Below are 15,631 nucleotides of genomic sequence, written 5' to 3'. Positions count from 1 at the left end.
TCGTCGGCGACGGCCGTTACCGCCTGACCCACCGTCTCGGCCGCGGCGGCATGGCCGAGGTGTTCGCCGCCGAGGACGTACGCCTCGGGCGCACGGTCGCCGTCAAGCTGCTGCGCGCGGACCTCGCCGAGGACCCGGTCTCCAAGGCCCGCTTCACCCGCGAGGCGCAGTCCGTCGCCGGGCTGAACCACCACGCGATCGTCGCCGTGTACGACTCCGGCGAGGACATCGTGGGCGGCCAGTCCGTCCCCTACATCGTGATGGAGCTGGTCGAGGGCCGCACCATCCGCGACCTGCTGCACACCGCCGAGGCGCCGCCGCCCGAGCAGGCGCTGATCATCGTCTCCGGCGTGCTGGAGGCCCTCGCGTACTCGCACCAGCACGGCATCGTGCACCGCGACATCAAGCCCGCGAACGTCATCATCACCCACAGCGGCGCCGTCAAGGTGATGGACTTCGGCATCGCCCGCGCCCTGCACGGGGCGTCCACCACCATGACGCAGACCGGCATGGTCATGGGCACCCCGCAGTACCTCTCCCCCGAGCAGGCGCTCGGCAAGGCCGTCGACCACCGCTCCGACCTGTACGCCACGGGCTGCCTGCTCTACGAGCTGCTCGCGCTGCGGCCGCCGTTCACCGGCGAGACACCGTTGTCCGTGGTGTACCAGCACGTCCAGGACATCCCGGTGCCGCCGTCGGAGGTCTCCGACGTGGCGCCCCCGGAGCTGGACGGGCTGGCCATGCGCGCGCTCGCCAAGGACCCGGACGACCGGTTCCAGAGCGCCGAGGAGATGCGCGGCCTGGTCCAGTACGGGCTGCAGATGCTCCAGCAGCAGGGCGGCCACTCCGGGACCTGGAACACCGGCCCCGTCGACACGCACGACGGCGTCCGCACCCCGGCCGGCGGCGTCGCCGCGACCTCGGTCATGGGCCACCCCGTCCACGGCGAGACCTCGCAGGGCCCGATACTGCCGCCGATGAACCCCGACGACGGGGCGTACGCGTACGGGTACGACGGCGGTCACGGGGGCAAGAGCGGCTCCGGGCGCGGCAAGCTGGTGCTGTTCGTCGCCCTCGCGCTCATCGCGATGGTCGCCGGTGCGGTGTACGCGCTCAACAAGGCCGAAGCCCCCAAGGGCGGCCAGGACACCAAGACGCCGAAGACGACCGCGCCGTCCACGCCCGGCAAGGACAGCAGCCCGTCGCCGAGCGACGACCCGTCGGAGGAGACCCAGGAGCCCGGCGGCTCCTCGGGCGGTGGCAACAACTGGAACGACAACCCGCCGTCGTACCGCCCGCCGACGGACTCGAAGTCGGACGAGCCGTCACCGTCCGGCGGCACCCCCTCGTCCCCCGGCACGACCGACGGCGGTACGGACCAGGGGACGACGGACGGCACCACGGACACCGGGGGTCAGACCGACGGCGGACAGACCGACGGCGGCCAGACGGACACGGGTGGTCAGACGGACGGTGGCCAGACGGACGGTGGTCAGACGGACGTCGGCGGTCAGACCGACGGCGGCAACACCACCACCGGCGGCCAGGCGGACGGCGGCAACGCCGCCACCACGGGCTCGACCACGCAGGGCCAGTAGCCGCTCGCCGGACCGCCGGGCCGCCGTACCGCCCGCTCGCCCCACCGCCCGACCGCCGGGCCGACGGGGCCTGCGTCAGGCGGTGAAGGCGTCGCGCACCGCCTCGTACTCCCGCGTCCACCACACCGCCAGGGCCGACGCCGCAGGAAACTGCGGGTCGGCCCTGCCGTCGTGCAGCTGGTAGCGCCAGCGCAGTATCCAGAAGTCGTTCAGCCGCTCCCACCACACCCGGTGCACCGCCGCCGCCAGCTCGGCCGCGTCGGCCCCGGCCGCCCGCCGGTAGGCGCGCGCGTACGCCCGTACCTTGGCCAGCTCCAGTTCACCCGCCGGCTGCACGAAGAAGATGACGGCCGCCCGTACGGCCTCCTCGGCGCGCGGCTGGACGCCCAGGCGGTCCCAGTCGATGATCGCGGCGGGCTCCGCGCCCCGGTAGAGCAGATTCAGCGGGTGGAAGTCGCCGTGCACCCAGCCGCCCGCGTCGGCCCGCGGGGGGCGGCGGTGGGCGTGCTCGGCGAGGAGCCGGCGCCGTTCCAGCAGCCGGTGCTCGGCGAGCTCGTCGAAGGTGTCGCGGGGGCGGCGGGCGCGGGAGAGGGCCAGCAGCCGGTCGATGAGCCGGAAGGTGTCCTCGGGGTCGGCGCTGCGGTGCCCGTGGTCACGGTCCGGGTGCGGTTGCGGCTCCATCACCTGCTCCAGGCAGGTGTGGACGAGCCCGAGGAGCGCGCCGAGGCGCCGCGAGCCGGCCGTCGTCAGCTGGGCGCCGTCCCGGTGGCGGCCGTCGACCCACGGGTGGAGCGCGTAGCACCGGCCGCCGATCTCGGCGACGGTCCGGCCCTCGGTGTCCGCGAGCGGCGGGGCCACCGGGACGCCGAGGTGGTGCAGGCGCTGGGTGGCGCGGTGCTGGCGGACGATGGTGTCGCGGTCCGCGGTGGGGGCGTCGAGGTGCTGTTTCAGGAAGTACGCGCCGCGGGTGGTGGCGAGGCGGTAGCCGCGGTTCAGCAGGCCCTGGGTGACGGGGACGCAGGAGAGCGGCTCGCCGGGGCCGTCGTAGCGGCGCAGCAGCGCACTCAGGGGTGGGGCGGGGGGTGTTGCAGATGAGCGCGGCACTCCGCAGATGTTAGATCACGCAGCGTGGGGGGTGTGCACGGAGACGAACCTCGGCTCGACGCGCAGGTAGGCCGGGTCCAGGTGGTGCGGGGCCGGGCCGAAGAGGGCGAGCTCGCGGGGCGTGGGGTCGGCGAGGCGGGCGGTGCCGGTGACCTGGACGGACCACAGGACGTCGGCGCCGGAGTGGAAGTTGTCGGCGCCGTACGCGACGACGGTGCCGTGGCAGGCGCGGTGGTGGCCGAGGCGCCGGTCCATGCGCAGCACGACCTCGCCGTCGCCGCTCACGATGTGCCGCGCGGGCGCCACGGTGGGCATGGCCCGCAGGCTGGTCGCGATGCGGCCGTACGGCACGCGTCCGAGCAGCTCGAGGGCGCGCGGTTCGTCGGTGAGGGGCATGGCTCCACCCTCGCGCGCCCACGCGCCCCCGTAGAAGGGCCGCCTGGCCCGGCGGGGGCGGGACCTAAGTCCCGCGTGAGGCTCAGGGGCTCAGCGGCGTTCCGACTGGAGGCGGGCCACGTACGCCGCCGCCTGGCTGCGGCGCTCCATGCCCAGCTTCGACAGCAGGCTGGAGACGTAGTTCTTGATGGTCTTCTCCGCCAGGTGCAGCCGCTCGCCGATCGCGCGGTTCGTCAGGCCCTCGCCGATGAGGTCGAGGATCCGGCGTTCCTGCTCCGTCAGGGAGGCGAGTCTGGCGTCGCCCTTCGGGGCGCCGTCGCGCAGGCGCTCCAGGACGCGGGCCGTGGCCACCGGGTCCAGCAGGGACTTGCCGGCGGCGACGTCGCGGACCGCCGTGAGGAGTTCGCTTCCGCGGATGGCCTTCAGGACGTACCCGGAGGCGCCCGCCATGATCGCGTCGAAGAGGGCCTCGTCGTCGGCGTACGACGTGAGCATCAGGCATTTCACGGAGTCGTCGTGGGAACGGATCTCGCGGCAGACCTCGACGCCGCTGCCGTCCGGGAGGCGTACGTCGAGGATGGCGACGTCCGGACGCGTCGCCGGGATGCGGGAGAGGGCCTCCGCCGCCGTGCCGGCCTCGCCGACGACCTCGATGTCGGGTTCGCCCGAGAGCAGCTCGTGCACGCCACGGCGTACGACTTCGTGGTCATCGAGCAGAAATACCGTGATTTTTCCGTCTTCGCGCACGGAATCAGTCTCACATACTCACTCTTCCCGTGCCCGGGGTCCGCGGGATAACGTGCCCGTGTTCCGGCGGCCCGCAAGGCTGTGACCAGTGCTGTTTTCGTTCCTCGCCCCCGCAATTCTCGATTTACTTGGAAATCCAAGCAAAATCGCAGGTCAAAGGGGGTTTCGCAGTAATGCGGCGCACTGGGTAACGTGCCTTTGACGGGGTGCTCGCCGGGGCACCTGTCACGCCTGTTCCCGGCCGAGGGCACCCACCCCGTGCGCGTACGTACGGAAACAGGCGGAGCCGACTGGCCTACCCGGCGGACCCCGGGGGCCGGACAGACGGAGGAGCACGCACGTGACCGTGGAAGGCACTGCCGCGCGCAAGCCGCGACGCAGCAGTAAGCGCACCAGCGCGAGCGGGACCAAGGCAGCCGGCGCCCAGGGCGGCGCCGAGCCCCAGCTCGTACAGCTGCTCGACCCCGAGGGCGAGCGCGTCCAGCACCCCGAGTACGACATCGACCTCAGCCCCGAGGAGCTCCGCGGTCTGTACCGCGACATGGTGCTGACCCGGCGCTTCGACGCGGAGGCCACCTCCCTCCAGCGCCAGGGCGAGCTGGGCCTGTGGGCCTCGCTCCTCGGCCAGGAGGCCGCCCAGATCGGCTCCGGCCGCGCGCTGCGCGACGACGACTACGTCTTCCCGACGTACCGTGAGCACGGCGTCGCCTGGTGCCGGGGGGTCGATCCGACCAATCTGCTCGGAATGTTCCGTGGCGTGAACCACGGCGGCTGGGACCCGAACAGCAACAATTTTCACCTGTACACGATCGTGATCGGGTCGCAAACGCTGCACGCCACCGGATACGCCATGGGCGTGGCGAAGGACGGCGCGGACAGCGCGGTCATCGCCTATTTCGGTGACGGCGCGTCCAGCCAGGGTGACGTCGCCGAGGCCTTCACCTTCTCCGCGGTCTACAACGCCCCCGTCGTCTTCTTCTGCCAGAACAACCAGTGGGCGATCAGCGAGCCCACCGAGAAGCAGACCCGCGTTCCGCTCTACCAGCGCGCGCAGGGCTTCGGCTTCCCCGGCGTCCGCGTCGACGGCAACGACGTCCTCGCCTGCCTGGCCGTGACCCGGTCCGCCCTGGAGCGGGCGCGGCGCGGCGAGGGCCCGACGCTGGTCGAGGCGTTCACGTACCGCATGGGCGCGCACACCACCTCCGACGACCCCACCCGCTACCGCCACGACGACGAGCGGGCGGCCTGGGAGGCCAAGGACCCGATCCTGCGGCTGCGGACGTACCTGGAGAAGCAGGGGCACGCCGACGCCGCCTGGTTCGAGGAGCTGGAGGCGGAGAGCGAGGCGCTCGGCAAGCGCGTCCGCGAGGCGGTGCGGGCCATGCCCGACCCCGACCACCTGGCGATCTTCGAGAACGTGTACGCCGACGGGCACACGCTCGTCGATGAGGAGCGCGCGCAGTTCGCCGCCTACCAGGCGTCGTTCGCCGACGCGGATGGCGAGGTCAAGTAACCATGGCTGTACAGAAACTCCCGCTCGCGAAGGCGCTCAACGAGTCCCTGCGCACGGCGCTCGAGAACGACCCCAAGGTCCTCATCATGGGTGAGGACGTCGGCAAGCTCGGCGGCGTCTTCCGCGTGACCGACGGCCTCCAGAAGGACTTCGGCGAGGAGCGGGTCATCGACACCCCGCTCGCCGAGTCCGGCATCGTCGGCACGGCCATCGGCCTCGCGCTGCGCGGCTACCGGCCGGTCGTCGAGATCCAGTTCGACGGCTTCGTCTTCCCCGCGTACGACCAGATCGTCACGCAGCTCGCCAAGATGCACGCCCGCTCGCTGGGCAAGGTCAAGCTGCCGGTCGTCGTCCGCATCCCGTACGGCGGCGGCATCGGCGCCGTCGAGCACCACAGCGAGTCGCCCGAGTCGCTCTTCGCCCACGTCGCCGGGCTCAAGATCGTCACGCCGTCGAACTCCTCGGACGCCTACTGGATGCTCCAGCAGGCCATCCAGAGCGACGACCCGGTGATCTTCTTCGAGCCGAAGCGCCGCTACTGGGACAAGGGCGAGGTCGACACCGAGGCCATCCCGGGCGAGCTGCACCGCGCGCGCACGGTGCGCGAGGGCACCGACCTGACGCTGGCCGCGTACGGGCCGATGGTGAAGGTGTGCCTGGAGGCGGCCGCGGTCGCCGCGGAGGAGGGCCGGTCGGTCGAGGTGCTCGACCTGCGCTCGGTCTCGCCGCTCGACTTCGACCATGTGCAGGCGTCCGTGGAGAAGACCGGGCGGCTGGTGGTCGTCCACGAGGCGCCGGTCTTCTTCGGCTCCGGTGCCGAGATCGCCGCGCGTATCACGGAGCGGTGCTTCTACCACCTGGAGGCGCCGGTCCTGCGGGTGGGCGGCTACCACGCGCCCTATCCGCCGGCCCGGCTCGAAGAGGAATACCTGCCGGGTCTCGACCGGGTGCTCGACGCCGTCGACCGCTCGCTCGCGTACTAGAGGAGGCCCGCTGTGATCCGCGAGTTCAAGATGCCGGACGTCGGCGAGGGCCTCACCGAGGCCGAGATCCTGAAGTGGTACGTCCAGCCCGGTGACACCGTCACCGACGGGCAGGTCGTCTGCGAGGTGGAGACCGCGAAGGCGGCGGTGGAGCTGCCGTGCCCGTACGACGGGGTGGTGCACGAGCTGCGCTTCCCGGAGGGCACGACGGTCGACGTCGGCGAGGTCATCATCTCGGTGGAGGTCGCCGGTGGCGCCGCCGCCGAGGAGCAGCCGCAGACCGCCCAGCCGGCGGCGCAGGAACCCGCCGCCAAGGACGCGGCCGCGTCCGAGGACGCCGAGCCGCAGGGGCGCCAGCCCGTGCTGGTCGGGTACGGCGTCGCCGCGACGTCCACCAAGCGCCGCCCGCGCAAGCAGGCGCCCGGGGCCACGCCCCAGGAGCCCGCCGCCGCGGCCATCCAGGGAGAGCTGAACGGCCACGGCACACCGCCGCCTGCCCCGGCTCCGGCCCCGGCCCCGGCCTTCCAGGAACCCGGGCCCCGGCCGCTGGCCAAGCCGCCGGTGCGCAAGCTGGCGAAGGACCTGGGGGTCGACCTGGCGACGGTCACCCCGACCGGGCCCGGCGGGACCGTCACCCGCGAGGACGTCCACGCGGCCGTGTCCCTCGCCGCCGCCTCGGTCGGCGCGCCCGCCGCCGTACCCGTACAGGCCCCGGCGCAGGCCCCGGCCCCGGCCCCGCAGCCGGAGGCGCCGGTCACCGCCGGTGCCGGCCGGGAGACGCGCATCCCGATCAAGGGCGTGCGCAAGGCGACGGCCCAGGCGATGGTCGGCTCGGCCTTCACGGCGCCGCACGTCACCGAGTTCGTCACGGTCGACGTCACCCGCACCATGCGGCTCGTCGAGGAGCTCAAGTCCGACAAGGACATGGCCGGGCTCCGGGTCAACCCGCTGCTGCTCATCGCCAAGGCGCTCCTGGTCGCGATCAAGCGCAACCCGGAGATCAACGCGTCCTGGGACGAGGCCGCCCAGGAGATCGTGGTCAAGCACTACGTGAACCTCGGCATCGCGGCGGCCACGCCGCGCGGTCTGATCGTGCCGAACATCAAGGACGCGCACGCCAAGACCCTGCCGCAGCTGGCGGAGGCGCTCGGCGAGCTGGTGGCCACCGCCCGCGAGGGCAAGACCACCCCGGCGGCCATGCAGGGCGGCACCGTCACCATCACCAACGTCGGCGTCTTCGGCGTCGACACCGGTACGCCGATCCTGAACCCGGGCGAGTCCGCGATCCTCGCGGTCGGCGCGATCAAGCTCCAGCCCTGGGTCCACAAGGGCAAGGTGAAGCCCCGTCAGGTGACCACCCTCGCCCTCTCCTTCGACCACCGGCTGGTCGACGGCGAGCTCGGCTCCAAGGTCCTGGCGGACGTCGCCGCGATCCTGGAGCAGCCGAAGCGGCTCATCACCTGGGCGTAGCGCCGTAGTGCTCCCCGCGTAAGGCTCGTGTGAGGCCCGTCCCATTTCCGGGGCGGGCCTCACTCTTGTACCCATCATGTATCTAAGCTGTACGCATGCCCCCAGCCCCTTCCGCGTCCCCTCCTGCCGCCGACCGCGTCTACACCCACGTCAAGCAAGCCGTCCTCGACCGCCGCTACCAGGGCGGCACTCTCCTCACCGAGGGCGAACTCGCCGAAGCCGTGGGGGTGTCCCGTACTCCCGTGCGGGAGGCGCTGCTCAAGCTGGAGATGGAAGGGCTGCTGAAGCTCTACCCCAAGAAGGGCGCCCTCGTCCTCGCCGTGTCGGCGCAGGAGATCGCGGACGTCGTCGAAACCCGGCTGCTGGTCGAGGAGTTCGCCGTCCGCAAGGCCGTACCGGCAACGCCGCGGCTGATCGCGCGGCTGGAGGAGCTGGTGGAGGAGCAGCGCCGTCGCGCCGAGGACGGCGACCTGGCGGCCGTCGCGCTGACGGACCGCACCTTCCACGCCGAGATCGTGGGCCACGCGGGCAACGAGATCCTCTCCCGCCTCTACGACCAACTGCGCGACCGGCAGCTGAGGATGGGCGTCGCCGTCATGGAGGCTCACCCCGACCGCATCGCCAAGAACATCGCCGAGCACGCCGAGATCCTCGCCGCCGTCCGCGACGGGGACGCCGAGCGCGCCGCGCGGTGCGTGCACCGCCACGTCAGCCGCGTCAAGGACCTGGTGCGGGGTGAGGAGCGGTGAGCCATGCCACTCCCGTGCCCGCGCCGCCGCACGATCCTCCGGGCGGCCGCCGCGCCGCCCTCGTCTGGGGCGTCGGCGTCTGCGTCTACCTGGTCGCCGTCATCTTCCGTACGTCCCTGGGCGTCGCGGGGCTGGACGCCGCCGACCGCTTCGGCATCAACGCCTCCGCCCTGTCCACCTTCTCCATCCTCCAGCTGCTCGTCTACGCGGGCATGCAGATACCCGTCGGCCTGATGGTCGACCGGCTCGGCACCAAGAAGGTCCTCACGCTCGGCGTGGTGCTGTTCACCGTCGGCCAGCTGGGCTTCGCCCTCTCGCCGTCGTACGGCATGGCGCTGGCCTCGCGCGCGCTGCTGGGCTGCGGCGACGCGATGACGTTCATCTCGGTGCTGCGGCTGGGCACCCGCTGGTTCCCCGCGCGGCGCGGGCCGCTGATCGCGCAGGTCGCCGGGCTCTTCGGGGTCGTCGGCAACCTCGTCTCGACGATCGTGATCGCGCGGACGCTGGACGGGCTGGGGTGGACGGCGACGTTCGCCGGCAGCTCGCTCGCCGGTGTGGTCGTCCTCGTCCTGCTCGTGCTGTTCCTGAAGGACCACCCCGAGGGGTACGAACCGGAGCCCATGCGCCACGCGGGCGCGGCGTTCGTCCGCCGCCAGATCGCGCAGTCGTGGCGCGAGCCCGGCACCCGGCTCGGTATGTGGGTGCACTTCACCACGCAGTTCCCGGCGATGGTGTTCCTGCTGCTGTGGGGCCTGCCGTTCCTCGTCGAGGAGCAGGGCCTCGCCCGGGGCACGGCCGGCGACATGCTGACGCTGACGGTGCTCGCCAACATGGTCTTCGGCATGACCTACGGCCAGATCATCGCCCGCCACCACGGCGCGCGCGTGCCGCTCGCGCTCGGCACGGTCGCGGCGACGGCGGTCGTGTGGGCGGCCACCCTCGCCTACCCGGGGGACCACGCCCCGATGTGGCTGCTGGCCACCCTCTGTGTCGTCCTCGGCGCGTGCGGGCCCGCCTCGATGATCGGCTTCGACTTCGCACGGCCGGCCAACCCGCCGGAGCGGCAGGGCACGGCCTCCGGGATCGTCAACATGGGCGGGTTCACCGCCTCGATCACGACGCTGCTCGCCGTCGGCCTGCTGCTGGACGCGACCGGCGACGACTACCGGATCGCCTTCTCGTCGGTCTTCGCGCTCCAGGCGCTCGGCGTCACGCAGATCCTGCGCCTGCGGGCCCGTACGGCGCGGCGGGAGCGGGACCGGCTGGTCGCGAGCCGGGTGGAGACCGTGCACGTGCCCGCGGCGTGACGCACTGGGTTACGGCGTCACGGCGAAGTGCGCGAGGATCGCGTCGGCCAGCTCCTGATCGCCCTCGACCTTGACCCGGTCCGCCACGGCCGCCGGCCGTACGCGCCCGCACGCCAGGCGCATGTACGTCTCCCAGTCCGTCGCGATCGTCACGGCGGGCCCCAGGGACGGCGCTCCGTCGATCGTGCCGCGCCCCTCCGCGTCCACCCGTACCGTCCGCAGGAACTCGACCGGCCCGTGGATGTCGAAGACGACCGCGGTGTTCGGGGGCGCGCCCGCGTCCTTGGCGACGACCCGGGGCAGCACGTGCAGGAAGTTGTCGCGGGCGACGTACGCGCCGGGGGAGTCGAGGTTGCCGGGCTGCCCGAGCGCGGTGCGCAGGTCCTGCTCGTGGACCCAGACGTCGAAGGCGCGCATCCGGTAGGCGAGTTCCAGCGACTGCTGGGCGCCGAGGGGGGCGCGGATCAGGGTGTCGGGGGAGCGGTTCTCGTTGCGCAGCTGGCGGGCGCGGCGGATGAGGACGTACTCCAGTTCGGCCGTCATCTCCGGGGCGGTGTGGTGGCGCCGCGCGTCGACCTGCACCTCCATGTAGCGGGCGAAGTCGCCGCGCACGTGGAACAGGTCGCGGGGCAGGGAGTGGATCGGGCGCGGGTCGCCCAGCATCTCGCACTCCATGCCGATGACGTGCGACACGATGTCGCGCACCGACCAGCCCGGGCACGGTGTGGCGCGGTTCCACTCCCCCTCGGCGAGCGGCTGCACCAGCTCGGCTATCGCTTCGATGGAGTGGGTCCAGGCGTCGGCGTAATTCTGGAGGCTGGGATGGACGGTCACGGGACCCCTCGGGCGGTTGGTACGCGGGCTGGGTGCTGTGCAGTTAAGTTACGCTGCCGCGAGGCACCCCGGCAGTGCTTTCGTGTGACGATCGTAGGCCGGAGTTGACGACTCGAATGCCAGGACGGTGGTAGTGTGCGCGCCTCGCTGATCCAGATCGCGGTAGACCCGGACGAATCGCCCCAAGCCCGTCGTACGCGCGTGGCGTCGCTCGTGGCCGGACAGCGCGGGGTCGCCGATCTCGTCGTCCTCCCGGAGCTGTGGCCCATCGGCGCCTTCGCGTACGAGTCGTTCGAGGCGGAGGCCGAGCCGGTGCCCGGCGGCCCGACGTACGAGGCGATGGCGAAGGCCGCGGCCGAGGCGGCGGTGTGGCTGCACGCCGGCTCCGTCGTGGAGCGCGGGCCCGACGGGCTCCTCTACAACACCTCGCTCGTCTTCTCCCCCTCCGGTGACCTCGCCGCGACGTACCGCAAGATCCACCGCTTCGGCTTCGACCAGGGCGAGGCCGTGCTGATGGCGGCGGGCTCCGAACTCGTCACCGCCCCGGTGCCGGACCTCCCGCTGGGCGTCGCGACCTGCTACGACCTGCGGTTCCCGGAGCTGTTCCGGGGCCTGGTCGACGCGGGCGCGCTCGGGTTCGTCGTCGCGGCCGGCTGGCCCGCGCGCCGCCGCGACCACTGGACGCTGCTCGCCCGGGCGCGTGCCGTCGAGAACCAGGCGTACGTCCTCGCCTGCGGTACGGCCGGTACGCACGCGGGCGTCGAGCAGGCGGGCCACAGCATCGTCGTCGACCCGTGGGGCGAGGTCCTCGCGGAGGCGGGCCCGGGCGAGGAGACCCTGACGGTCGAGCTGGACCCGGAGAAGGTGGCCACCACGCGCGACCGCTTCCCGGCCCTGAAGGACCGCGTCCTCGGCCGCTGAGGACCACGCTGCGGAACCGCGGGGGAGCGGCTGGAACGGCCGCTCTCCGGAGGCGTGCGGGAGCGGCTGGAACCGCCGCTCCCCCGCGGCGTGCGCGGATGGCACCCTTGAACCATGAACGACTCCGCTCGCGCCTCCGCGCCCCGCCGTGCCCGTGTCCGCGCCCCCGAGCTCGTCGGCAAGGGCGGCTGGCTCAACACGGGCGGCAAGGACCTGACCCTCGCCGATCTGCGCGGCCGCATCGTCATCCTCGACTTCTGGACGTTCTGCTGCATCAACTGCCTGCACGTCCTCGACGAGTTGCGCGAGCTGGAGGAGAAGCACCGCGACACGGTGGTGATCATCGGCGTCCACTCGCCGAAGTTCGTGCACGAGGCCGAGCACCAGGCCGTCGTCGACGCCGTCGAGCGGTACGGCGTGCACCACCCGGTCCTGGACGACCCCGAGCTGGCCACCTGGAAGCAGTACGCCGTACGGGCCTGGCCCACGCTGGTCGTCATCGACCCCGAGGGGTACGTCGTCGCGCAGCACGCGGGCGAGGGCCACGCCACGGCACTGGAGCGGCTCGTGGGCGAGCTGGAGGCCGAGCACGAGGCCGCGGGCACCCTGCGGCGCGGTGACGGCCCCTACGTACCGCCGGAGCCCGTCGCCACGCACCTGCGCTTCCCGGGCAAGGCGCTCCTGCTGGACGACGGGAACTTCCTGGTCTCCGACACCACCCGCCACCAGCTTGTCGAGCTGGCACCCGACGGCGAGAGCGTCGTGCGCCGGTACGGCTCCGGCGAGCGCGGCTTCGCGGACGGCACGGCCGACCGGGCGCGCTTCAACGAGCCGCAGGGCCTCGCGCTGCTGCCCGGGGGCCGCGTCGTCGTCGCCGACACCGTCAACCACGCCCTGCGGCTCCTGGACCTGGCCGACGGCGAGGTCTCCACCCTCGCCGGCACCGGCGCGCAGTGGTGGCAGGGCTCCCCCACCTCCGGCCCGGCCCGCGAGGTGGCGCTCTCCTCCCCCTGGGACGTCGCCTGGTGGCAGGGCAGGGTGTGGATCGCCATGGCGGGCGTCCACCAGCTGTGGGCGTACGACCCCGAGCACGGCACCGTCTCCGTCGCCGCCGGGACCACCAACGAGGGCCTGGTCGACGGGCCCGCCGACGAGGCCTGGTTCGCCCAGCCGTCCGGGCTCGCGGCCGCCGGCGACCGCCTGTGGATCGCCGACTCGGAGACCAGCGCCCTGCGCTGGATCGACGCCGACGGCGCCGTCCACACGGCGGTCGGCACCGGTCTGTTCGACTTCGGCCACCGCGACGGCGCGGCCGGTCAGGCGCTGCTCCAGCACCCGCTGGGCGTCACCGCCCTGCCGGACGGCTCGGTCGCCGTCTCGGACACGTACAACCACGCCCTGCGCCGCTACGACCCCTCCTCCGGAGAGGTCACGACCCTCGCCACCGACCTGCGCGAGCCGAGCGACGCGGTGCTCGTCGGCGACGACATCGTGGTCGTCGAGTCGGCCCGGCACCGCCTGACCCGGCTGCGGCTCCCCGAGGAGGCCGTCCAGGTGGAGGCGGTGGCCCACCGCACGCAGCGCGAGGCGACCGAGGTCGCGCCCGGCACGCTGCGGCTGGACGTGGTCTTCCAGGCCCCGGCCGGCCAGAAGCTCGACGACCGGTACGGGCCCTCCACCCGGCTGTTGGTGTCCTCGACGCCGCCGGAGCTGCTCGCGTCCGGGGACGGCACGGGCACGGACCTGTTCCGGGAGCTCGCGCTGAACCCGGAGGTCACCGAAGGGGTCCTGCACGTCTCGGCGATGGCCGCCTCGTGCGACGACGACCCGGAGAACGAATACCCGGCGTGCCACGTCCACCAGCAGGACTGGGGCGTCCCGGTGAAGGTCACGGCCGGGGGCGCCACGCGCCTGCCCCTGATCCTCGCGGGACTCGACGCGTAGGTCCCTCGTCAGAGCGGCGGGCGGCGGTCGTCGCGCGGGTCGACCATCGGGTCGACCACGGGGGAGACGACCGCCCTGCGGCGCCGGTAGATGCTGGTGAAGGTCGCGACACCGATGAGACCGACCGCCATCAGGATCAGCCCCACGAGATCGAGGTTGACGCTCTCGGCTTCCCAGTCGGTCGCGAAGGTGAGGATCGCACCCACCCCGATGAGGATGATGCAGCCACCCAGGCCCATGATTTCCCGCCTCCTCGTCAACACAACGTAGGCGTTCCGGGTACCCGGACCCGGAACGCCTACGCGGCGGGGGACGGTGTCAGTCCGTCAGGAACGCGGTGAGGGCGTTGGCGAGCATGAACGGGTCGTCGGCGCCGCACAGTTCGCGGGCGCTGTGCATCGACAGGATGGCCACGCCGATGTCGACCGTCCGGATCCCGTGACGCGCGGCGGTGATCGGGCCGATGGTGGTGCCGCACGGCATGTCGTTGTTGGAGACGAACGACTGCCACGGGACGCCCGCCTTCTCGCACGCAGCCGCGAACACGGCCCGCCCGCTGCCGTCCGTGGCGTACCGCTGGTTGACGTTCACCTTGAGGATGGGGCCACCGTTGGCGCGCGGGTGGTGCGTTGGATCGTGGCGCTCCGCGTAGTTGGGGTGCACGGCGTGGCCCGTGTCGGACGACAGGCACACGGTTCCGGCGAAGGCGCGCGCCCGGTCCTCGTAGCCGCCGCCGCGCGCGAACACCGAGCGCTCCAGGACCGTGCCGAGGAGGGGGCCCTGGGCGCCGGTGTCGGACTCGGAGCCGTTCTCCTCGTGGTCAAAGCCGGCGAGGACCGGGATGTACGACAGGCCGTCGCCCGCGGCGGCCGCGGCGGCGAGCGCGGCGGCGCCCGCGTGCACGGACAGCAGGTTGTCCATGCGGGGCCCGGCGAGCAGTTCGCGGTCCCGCCCGAGGTAGGCGGGCGCCTCCAGGGCGTGCACCATCAGGTCCCAGCCGGCCACGTCGTCGGCGGCCACGCCCGCCTCGCCCGCGACGAAGGCGATCAGGTCGCCGTCGCGGACGTCGTCGCCGAGGCCCCAGATGGGCTGCATGTGCCGCTGGCGGTCCAGCTTGAGGCCGTCGTTGGCCTGCCGGTCCAGGTGGATGGCGAGCTGCGGCACGCGCAGCAGCGGCCGGTCCACGTTGGCGAGGACGTGGCTGCCGTCGCGCAGGGTCAGCCGGCCGGCCAGGCCCAGGTCGCGGTCGAGCCACGTGTTGAGCAGCGTCCCGCCGTACGTCTCCACGGCGACCTGCCGCCAGCCGTGCGCGCCGGTGTCGGGGCGGGGCTTGACGCGCAGGTTGGGCGAGTCGGTGTGCGCGCCGATGATCCGGAAGGGGGTGTGGGGGGCGGCGCCCTCCGGTACGTACCAGGCGATGATCGCGCCACCGCGGATCACGTACTTGCCGCCGGTCGTCCCGTCCCAGGCGGCGGTCTCCTCCACCTGCTCGAAACCGGCCTTCTCCAGCCGTTCGGCGGTGTTCGCGACGGCGTGGTACGGGGACGGGGAGGACGCCAGGAAGGACATCAGGTCGTCGGTGTGGCCGCGGTCGAAGCGGGCGGGAGAGCTGGTCATGAGATCACCATACGGCGGGCACCCGGGCCGGGCCCGGGCGATCGCGAGGCCGATTGTCAGTGGTGGCTGCGACGATCGGAACGAGTCCACCGCAATGGACCGAACGCGACCGGAGGTGTCCTGGTGACCACGACGACGACCGGCTCCACCCGCACCCGTGCCCTTGCCGCCCTCGCCCCGCTCCCGGCGTGCGCCGCGTGCGCGGCCCCCGACGCGCAGTGGCGTGCCCAGGTCCTGATGCCGCTGTGCGCGGCGTGCGCCGACGCGGCGACGGGGACCCCGGAGCGGGACCCCGTGCGCCTCGGCGACCTCCTGCCGGTGACGGCGGCGGTGCTGATCGCGCGGGCGTCGATACGGGCGTCGGCGGCGTGACGGGCACGGGCCTCGGCCGCGTGACGGGCACGGGCGCCTTCCCGTACGCCGCCGCGTAAAAGGGCGGCGGCCCGCC

At 72.8% G+C, this 15,631-nt stretch carries 15 protein-coding genes; 9 read left to right on the top strand and 6 right to left on the bottom strand.

Going from position 1 to position 15,631, the window contains the following annotated elements; translation table 11 throughout:
• The first annotated feature begins 50 nt into the window (after positions 1–50).
• Positions 51–1,598, top strand: coding sequence for a protein kinase domain-containing protein (locus AC07FJ_RS15015; RefSeq protein ID WP_479049512.1), 1,548 nt, complete (start codon positions 51–53; stop codon positions 1,596–1,598).
• 75 nt (positions 1,599–1,673) lie between these two features.
• On the opposite strand, the gene AC07FJ_RS15010 is transcribed toward AC07FJ_RS15015, so the two are convergent.
• From AC07FJ_RS15010 to AC07FJ_RS15000, 3 genes are all read right to left on the bottom strand, one after another.
• Positions 1,674–2,702, bottom strand: a complete 1,029-nt coding sequence (locus AC07FJ_RS15010) for a phosphotransferase (protein ID WP_361425675.1) — start codon at positions 2,700–2,702, stop codon at positions 1,674–1,676.
• Positions 2,703–2,717: 15 nt separating this feature from the next.
• Positions 2,718–3,098, bottom strand: a complete 381-nt coding sequence (locus tag AC07FJ_RS15005; RefSeq protein WP_479049094.1) for a pyridoxamine 5'-phosphate oxidase family protein — start codon at positions 3,096–3,098, stop codon at positions 2,718–2,720.
• A 90-nt stretch (positions 3,099–3,188) separates the two neighbouring features.
• Entirely contained in the window at positions 3,189–3,845 is a 657-nt protein-coding gene (locus AC07FJ_RS15000; protein ID WP_361425669.1) for a response regulator transcription factor, read from the bottom strand.
• 340 nt (positions 3,846–4,185) lie between these two features.
• On the opposite strand from AC07FJ_RS15000, the gene pdhA reads away from it, so the two are divergent.
• The 5 genes from pdhA to AC07FJ_RS14975 all read left to right on the top strand — a co-directional run bounded on the left by pdhA (position 4,186) and on the right by AC07FJ_RS14975 (position 9,867).
• Positions 4,186–5,358, top strand: a complete 1,173-nt coding sequence (pdhA, locus tag AC07FJ_RS14995) for a pyruvate dehydrogenase (acetyl-transferring) E1 component subunit alpha (protein ID WP_468286314.1) — start codon at positions 4,186–4,188, stop codon at positions 5,356–5,358.
• 2 nt (positions 5,359–5,360) lie between these two features.
• On the top strand, positions 5,361–6,341 hold the full coding sequence (locus AC07FJ_RS14990; protein ID WP_479049092.1) for an alpha-ketoacid dehydrogenase subunit beta: 981 nt from the start codon (positions 5,361–5,363) through the stop codon (positions 6,339–6,341).
• A 30-nt stretch (positions 6,342–6,371) separates the two neighbouring features.
• Positions 6,372–7,811, top strand: coding sequence for a dihydrolipoamide acetyltransferase family protein (locus AC07FJ_RS14985; RefSeq protein WP_479049510.1), 1,440 nt, complete (start codon positions 6,372–6,374; stop codon positions 7,809–7,811).
• A 95-nt stretch (positions 7,812–7,906) separates the two neighbouring features.
• On the top strand, positions 7,907–8,560 hold the full coding sequence (locus AC07FJ_RS14980; protein ID WP_479049090.1) for a GntR family transcriptional regulator: 654 nt from the start codon (positions 7,907–7,909) through the stop codon (positions 8,558–8,560).
• Positions 8,557–9,867: an MFS transporter gene (locus AC07FJ_RS14975; protein ID WP_479049089.1), complete on the top strand. Its 1,311-nt coding sequence runs from the start codon at positions 8,557–8,559 to the stop codon at positions 9,865–9,867. Before AC07FJ_RS14980 ends, AC07FJ_RS14975 begins: the two co-directional genes overlap by 4 nt.
• 9 nt (positions 9,868–9,876) lie before the next feature.
• Here the strand turns inward: AC07FJ_RS14975 and AC07FJ_RS14970 are convergent, their stop codons facing one another.
• Positions 9,877–10,701, bottom strand: a complete 825-nt coding sequence (locus tag AC07FJ_RS14970; protein WP_479049087.1) for a maleylpyruvate isomerase family mycothiol-dependent enzyme — start codon at positions 10,699–10,701, stop codon at positions 9,877–9,879.
• Between the two features lie 135 nt (positions 10,702–10,836).
• Here AC07FJ_RS14970 and AC07FJ_RS14965 point away from each other — a divergent pair, with 135 nt between their 5' ends.
• Both AC07FJ_RS14965 and AC07FJ_RS14960 read left to right on the top strand, forming a co-directional pair.
• Positions 10,837–11,622 (top strand): carbon-nitrogen family hydrolase, encoded by a 786-nt coding sequence (locus tag AC07FJ_RS14965; RefSeq protein ID WP_479049086.1) that lies wholly within the window; start codon positions 10,837–10,839, stop codon positions 11,620–11,622.
• A 114-nt stretch (positions 11,623–11,736) separates the two neighbouring features.
• Positions 11,737–13,566 carry an NHL domain-containing thioredoxin family protein gene (locus AC07FJ_RS14960; protein ID WP_479049084.1) on the top strand — a complete coding sequence of 610 codons (1,830 nt, stop codon included), beginning with the start codon at positions 11,737–11,739 and terminating at the stop codon, positions 13,564–13,566.
• An 8-nt stretch (positions 13,567–13,574) separates the two neighbouring features.
• Here AC07FJ_RS14960 and AC07FJ_RS14955 read toward each other — a convergent pair whose 3' ends face one another.
• Together AC07FJ_RS14955 and AC07FJ_RS14950 are read right to left on the bottom strand one after the other, a co-directional pair.
• Positions 13,575–13,805: a hypothetical protein gene (locus AC07FJ_RS14955; protein ID WP_355351920.1), complete on the bottom strand. Its 231-nt coding sequence runs from the start codon at positions 13,803–13,805 to the stop codon at positions 13,575–13,577.
• Between the two features lie 79 nt (positions 13,806–13,884).
• Complete coding sequence (locus tag AC07FJ_RS14950; RefSeq protein ID WP_479049083.1) at positions 13,885–15,183, bottom strand: M18 family aminopeptidase; 1,299 nt, start codon at positions 15,181–15,183, stop codon at positions 13,885–13,887.
• Between the two features lie 123 nt (positions 15,184–15,306).
• Between AC07FJ_RS14950 and AC07FJ_RS14945 the strand changes: the two genes are divergently transcribed.
• Positions 15,307–15,555 (top strand): hypothetical protein, encoded by a 249-nt coding sequence (locus AC07FJ_RS14945; protein ID WP_479049081.1) that lies wholly within the window; start codon positions 15,307–15,309, stop codon positions 15,553–15,555.
• Positions 15,556–15,631 lie beyond the last annotated feature (76 nt).

It is taken from the genome of Streptomyces sp. NPDC045998 (assembly GCF_056430285.1).
The sequence above is the reverse complement of the archived record's forward strand: the minus strand, read 5'-3'. Positions and strand labels throughout refer to the sequence as shown.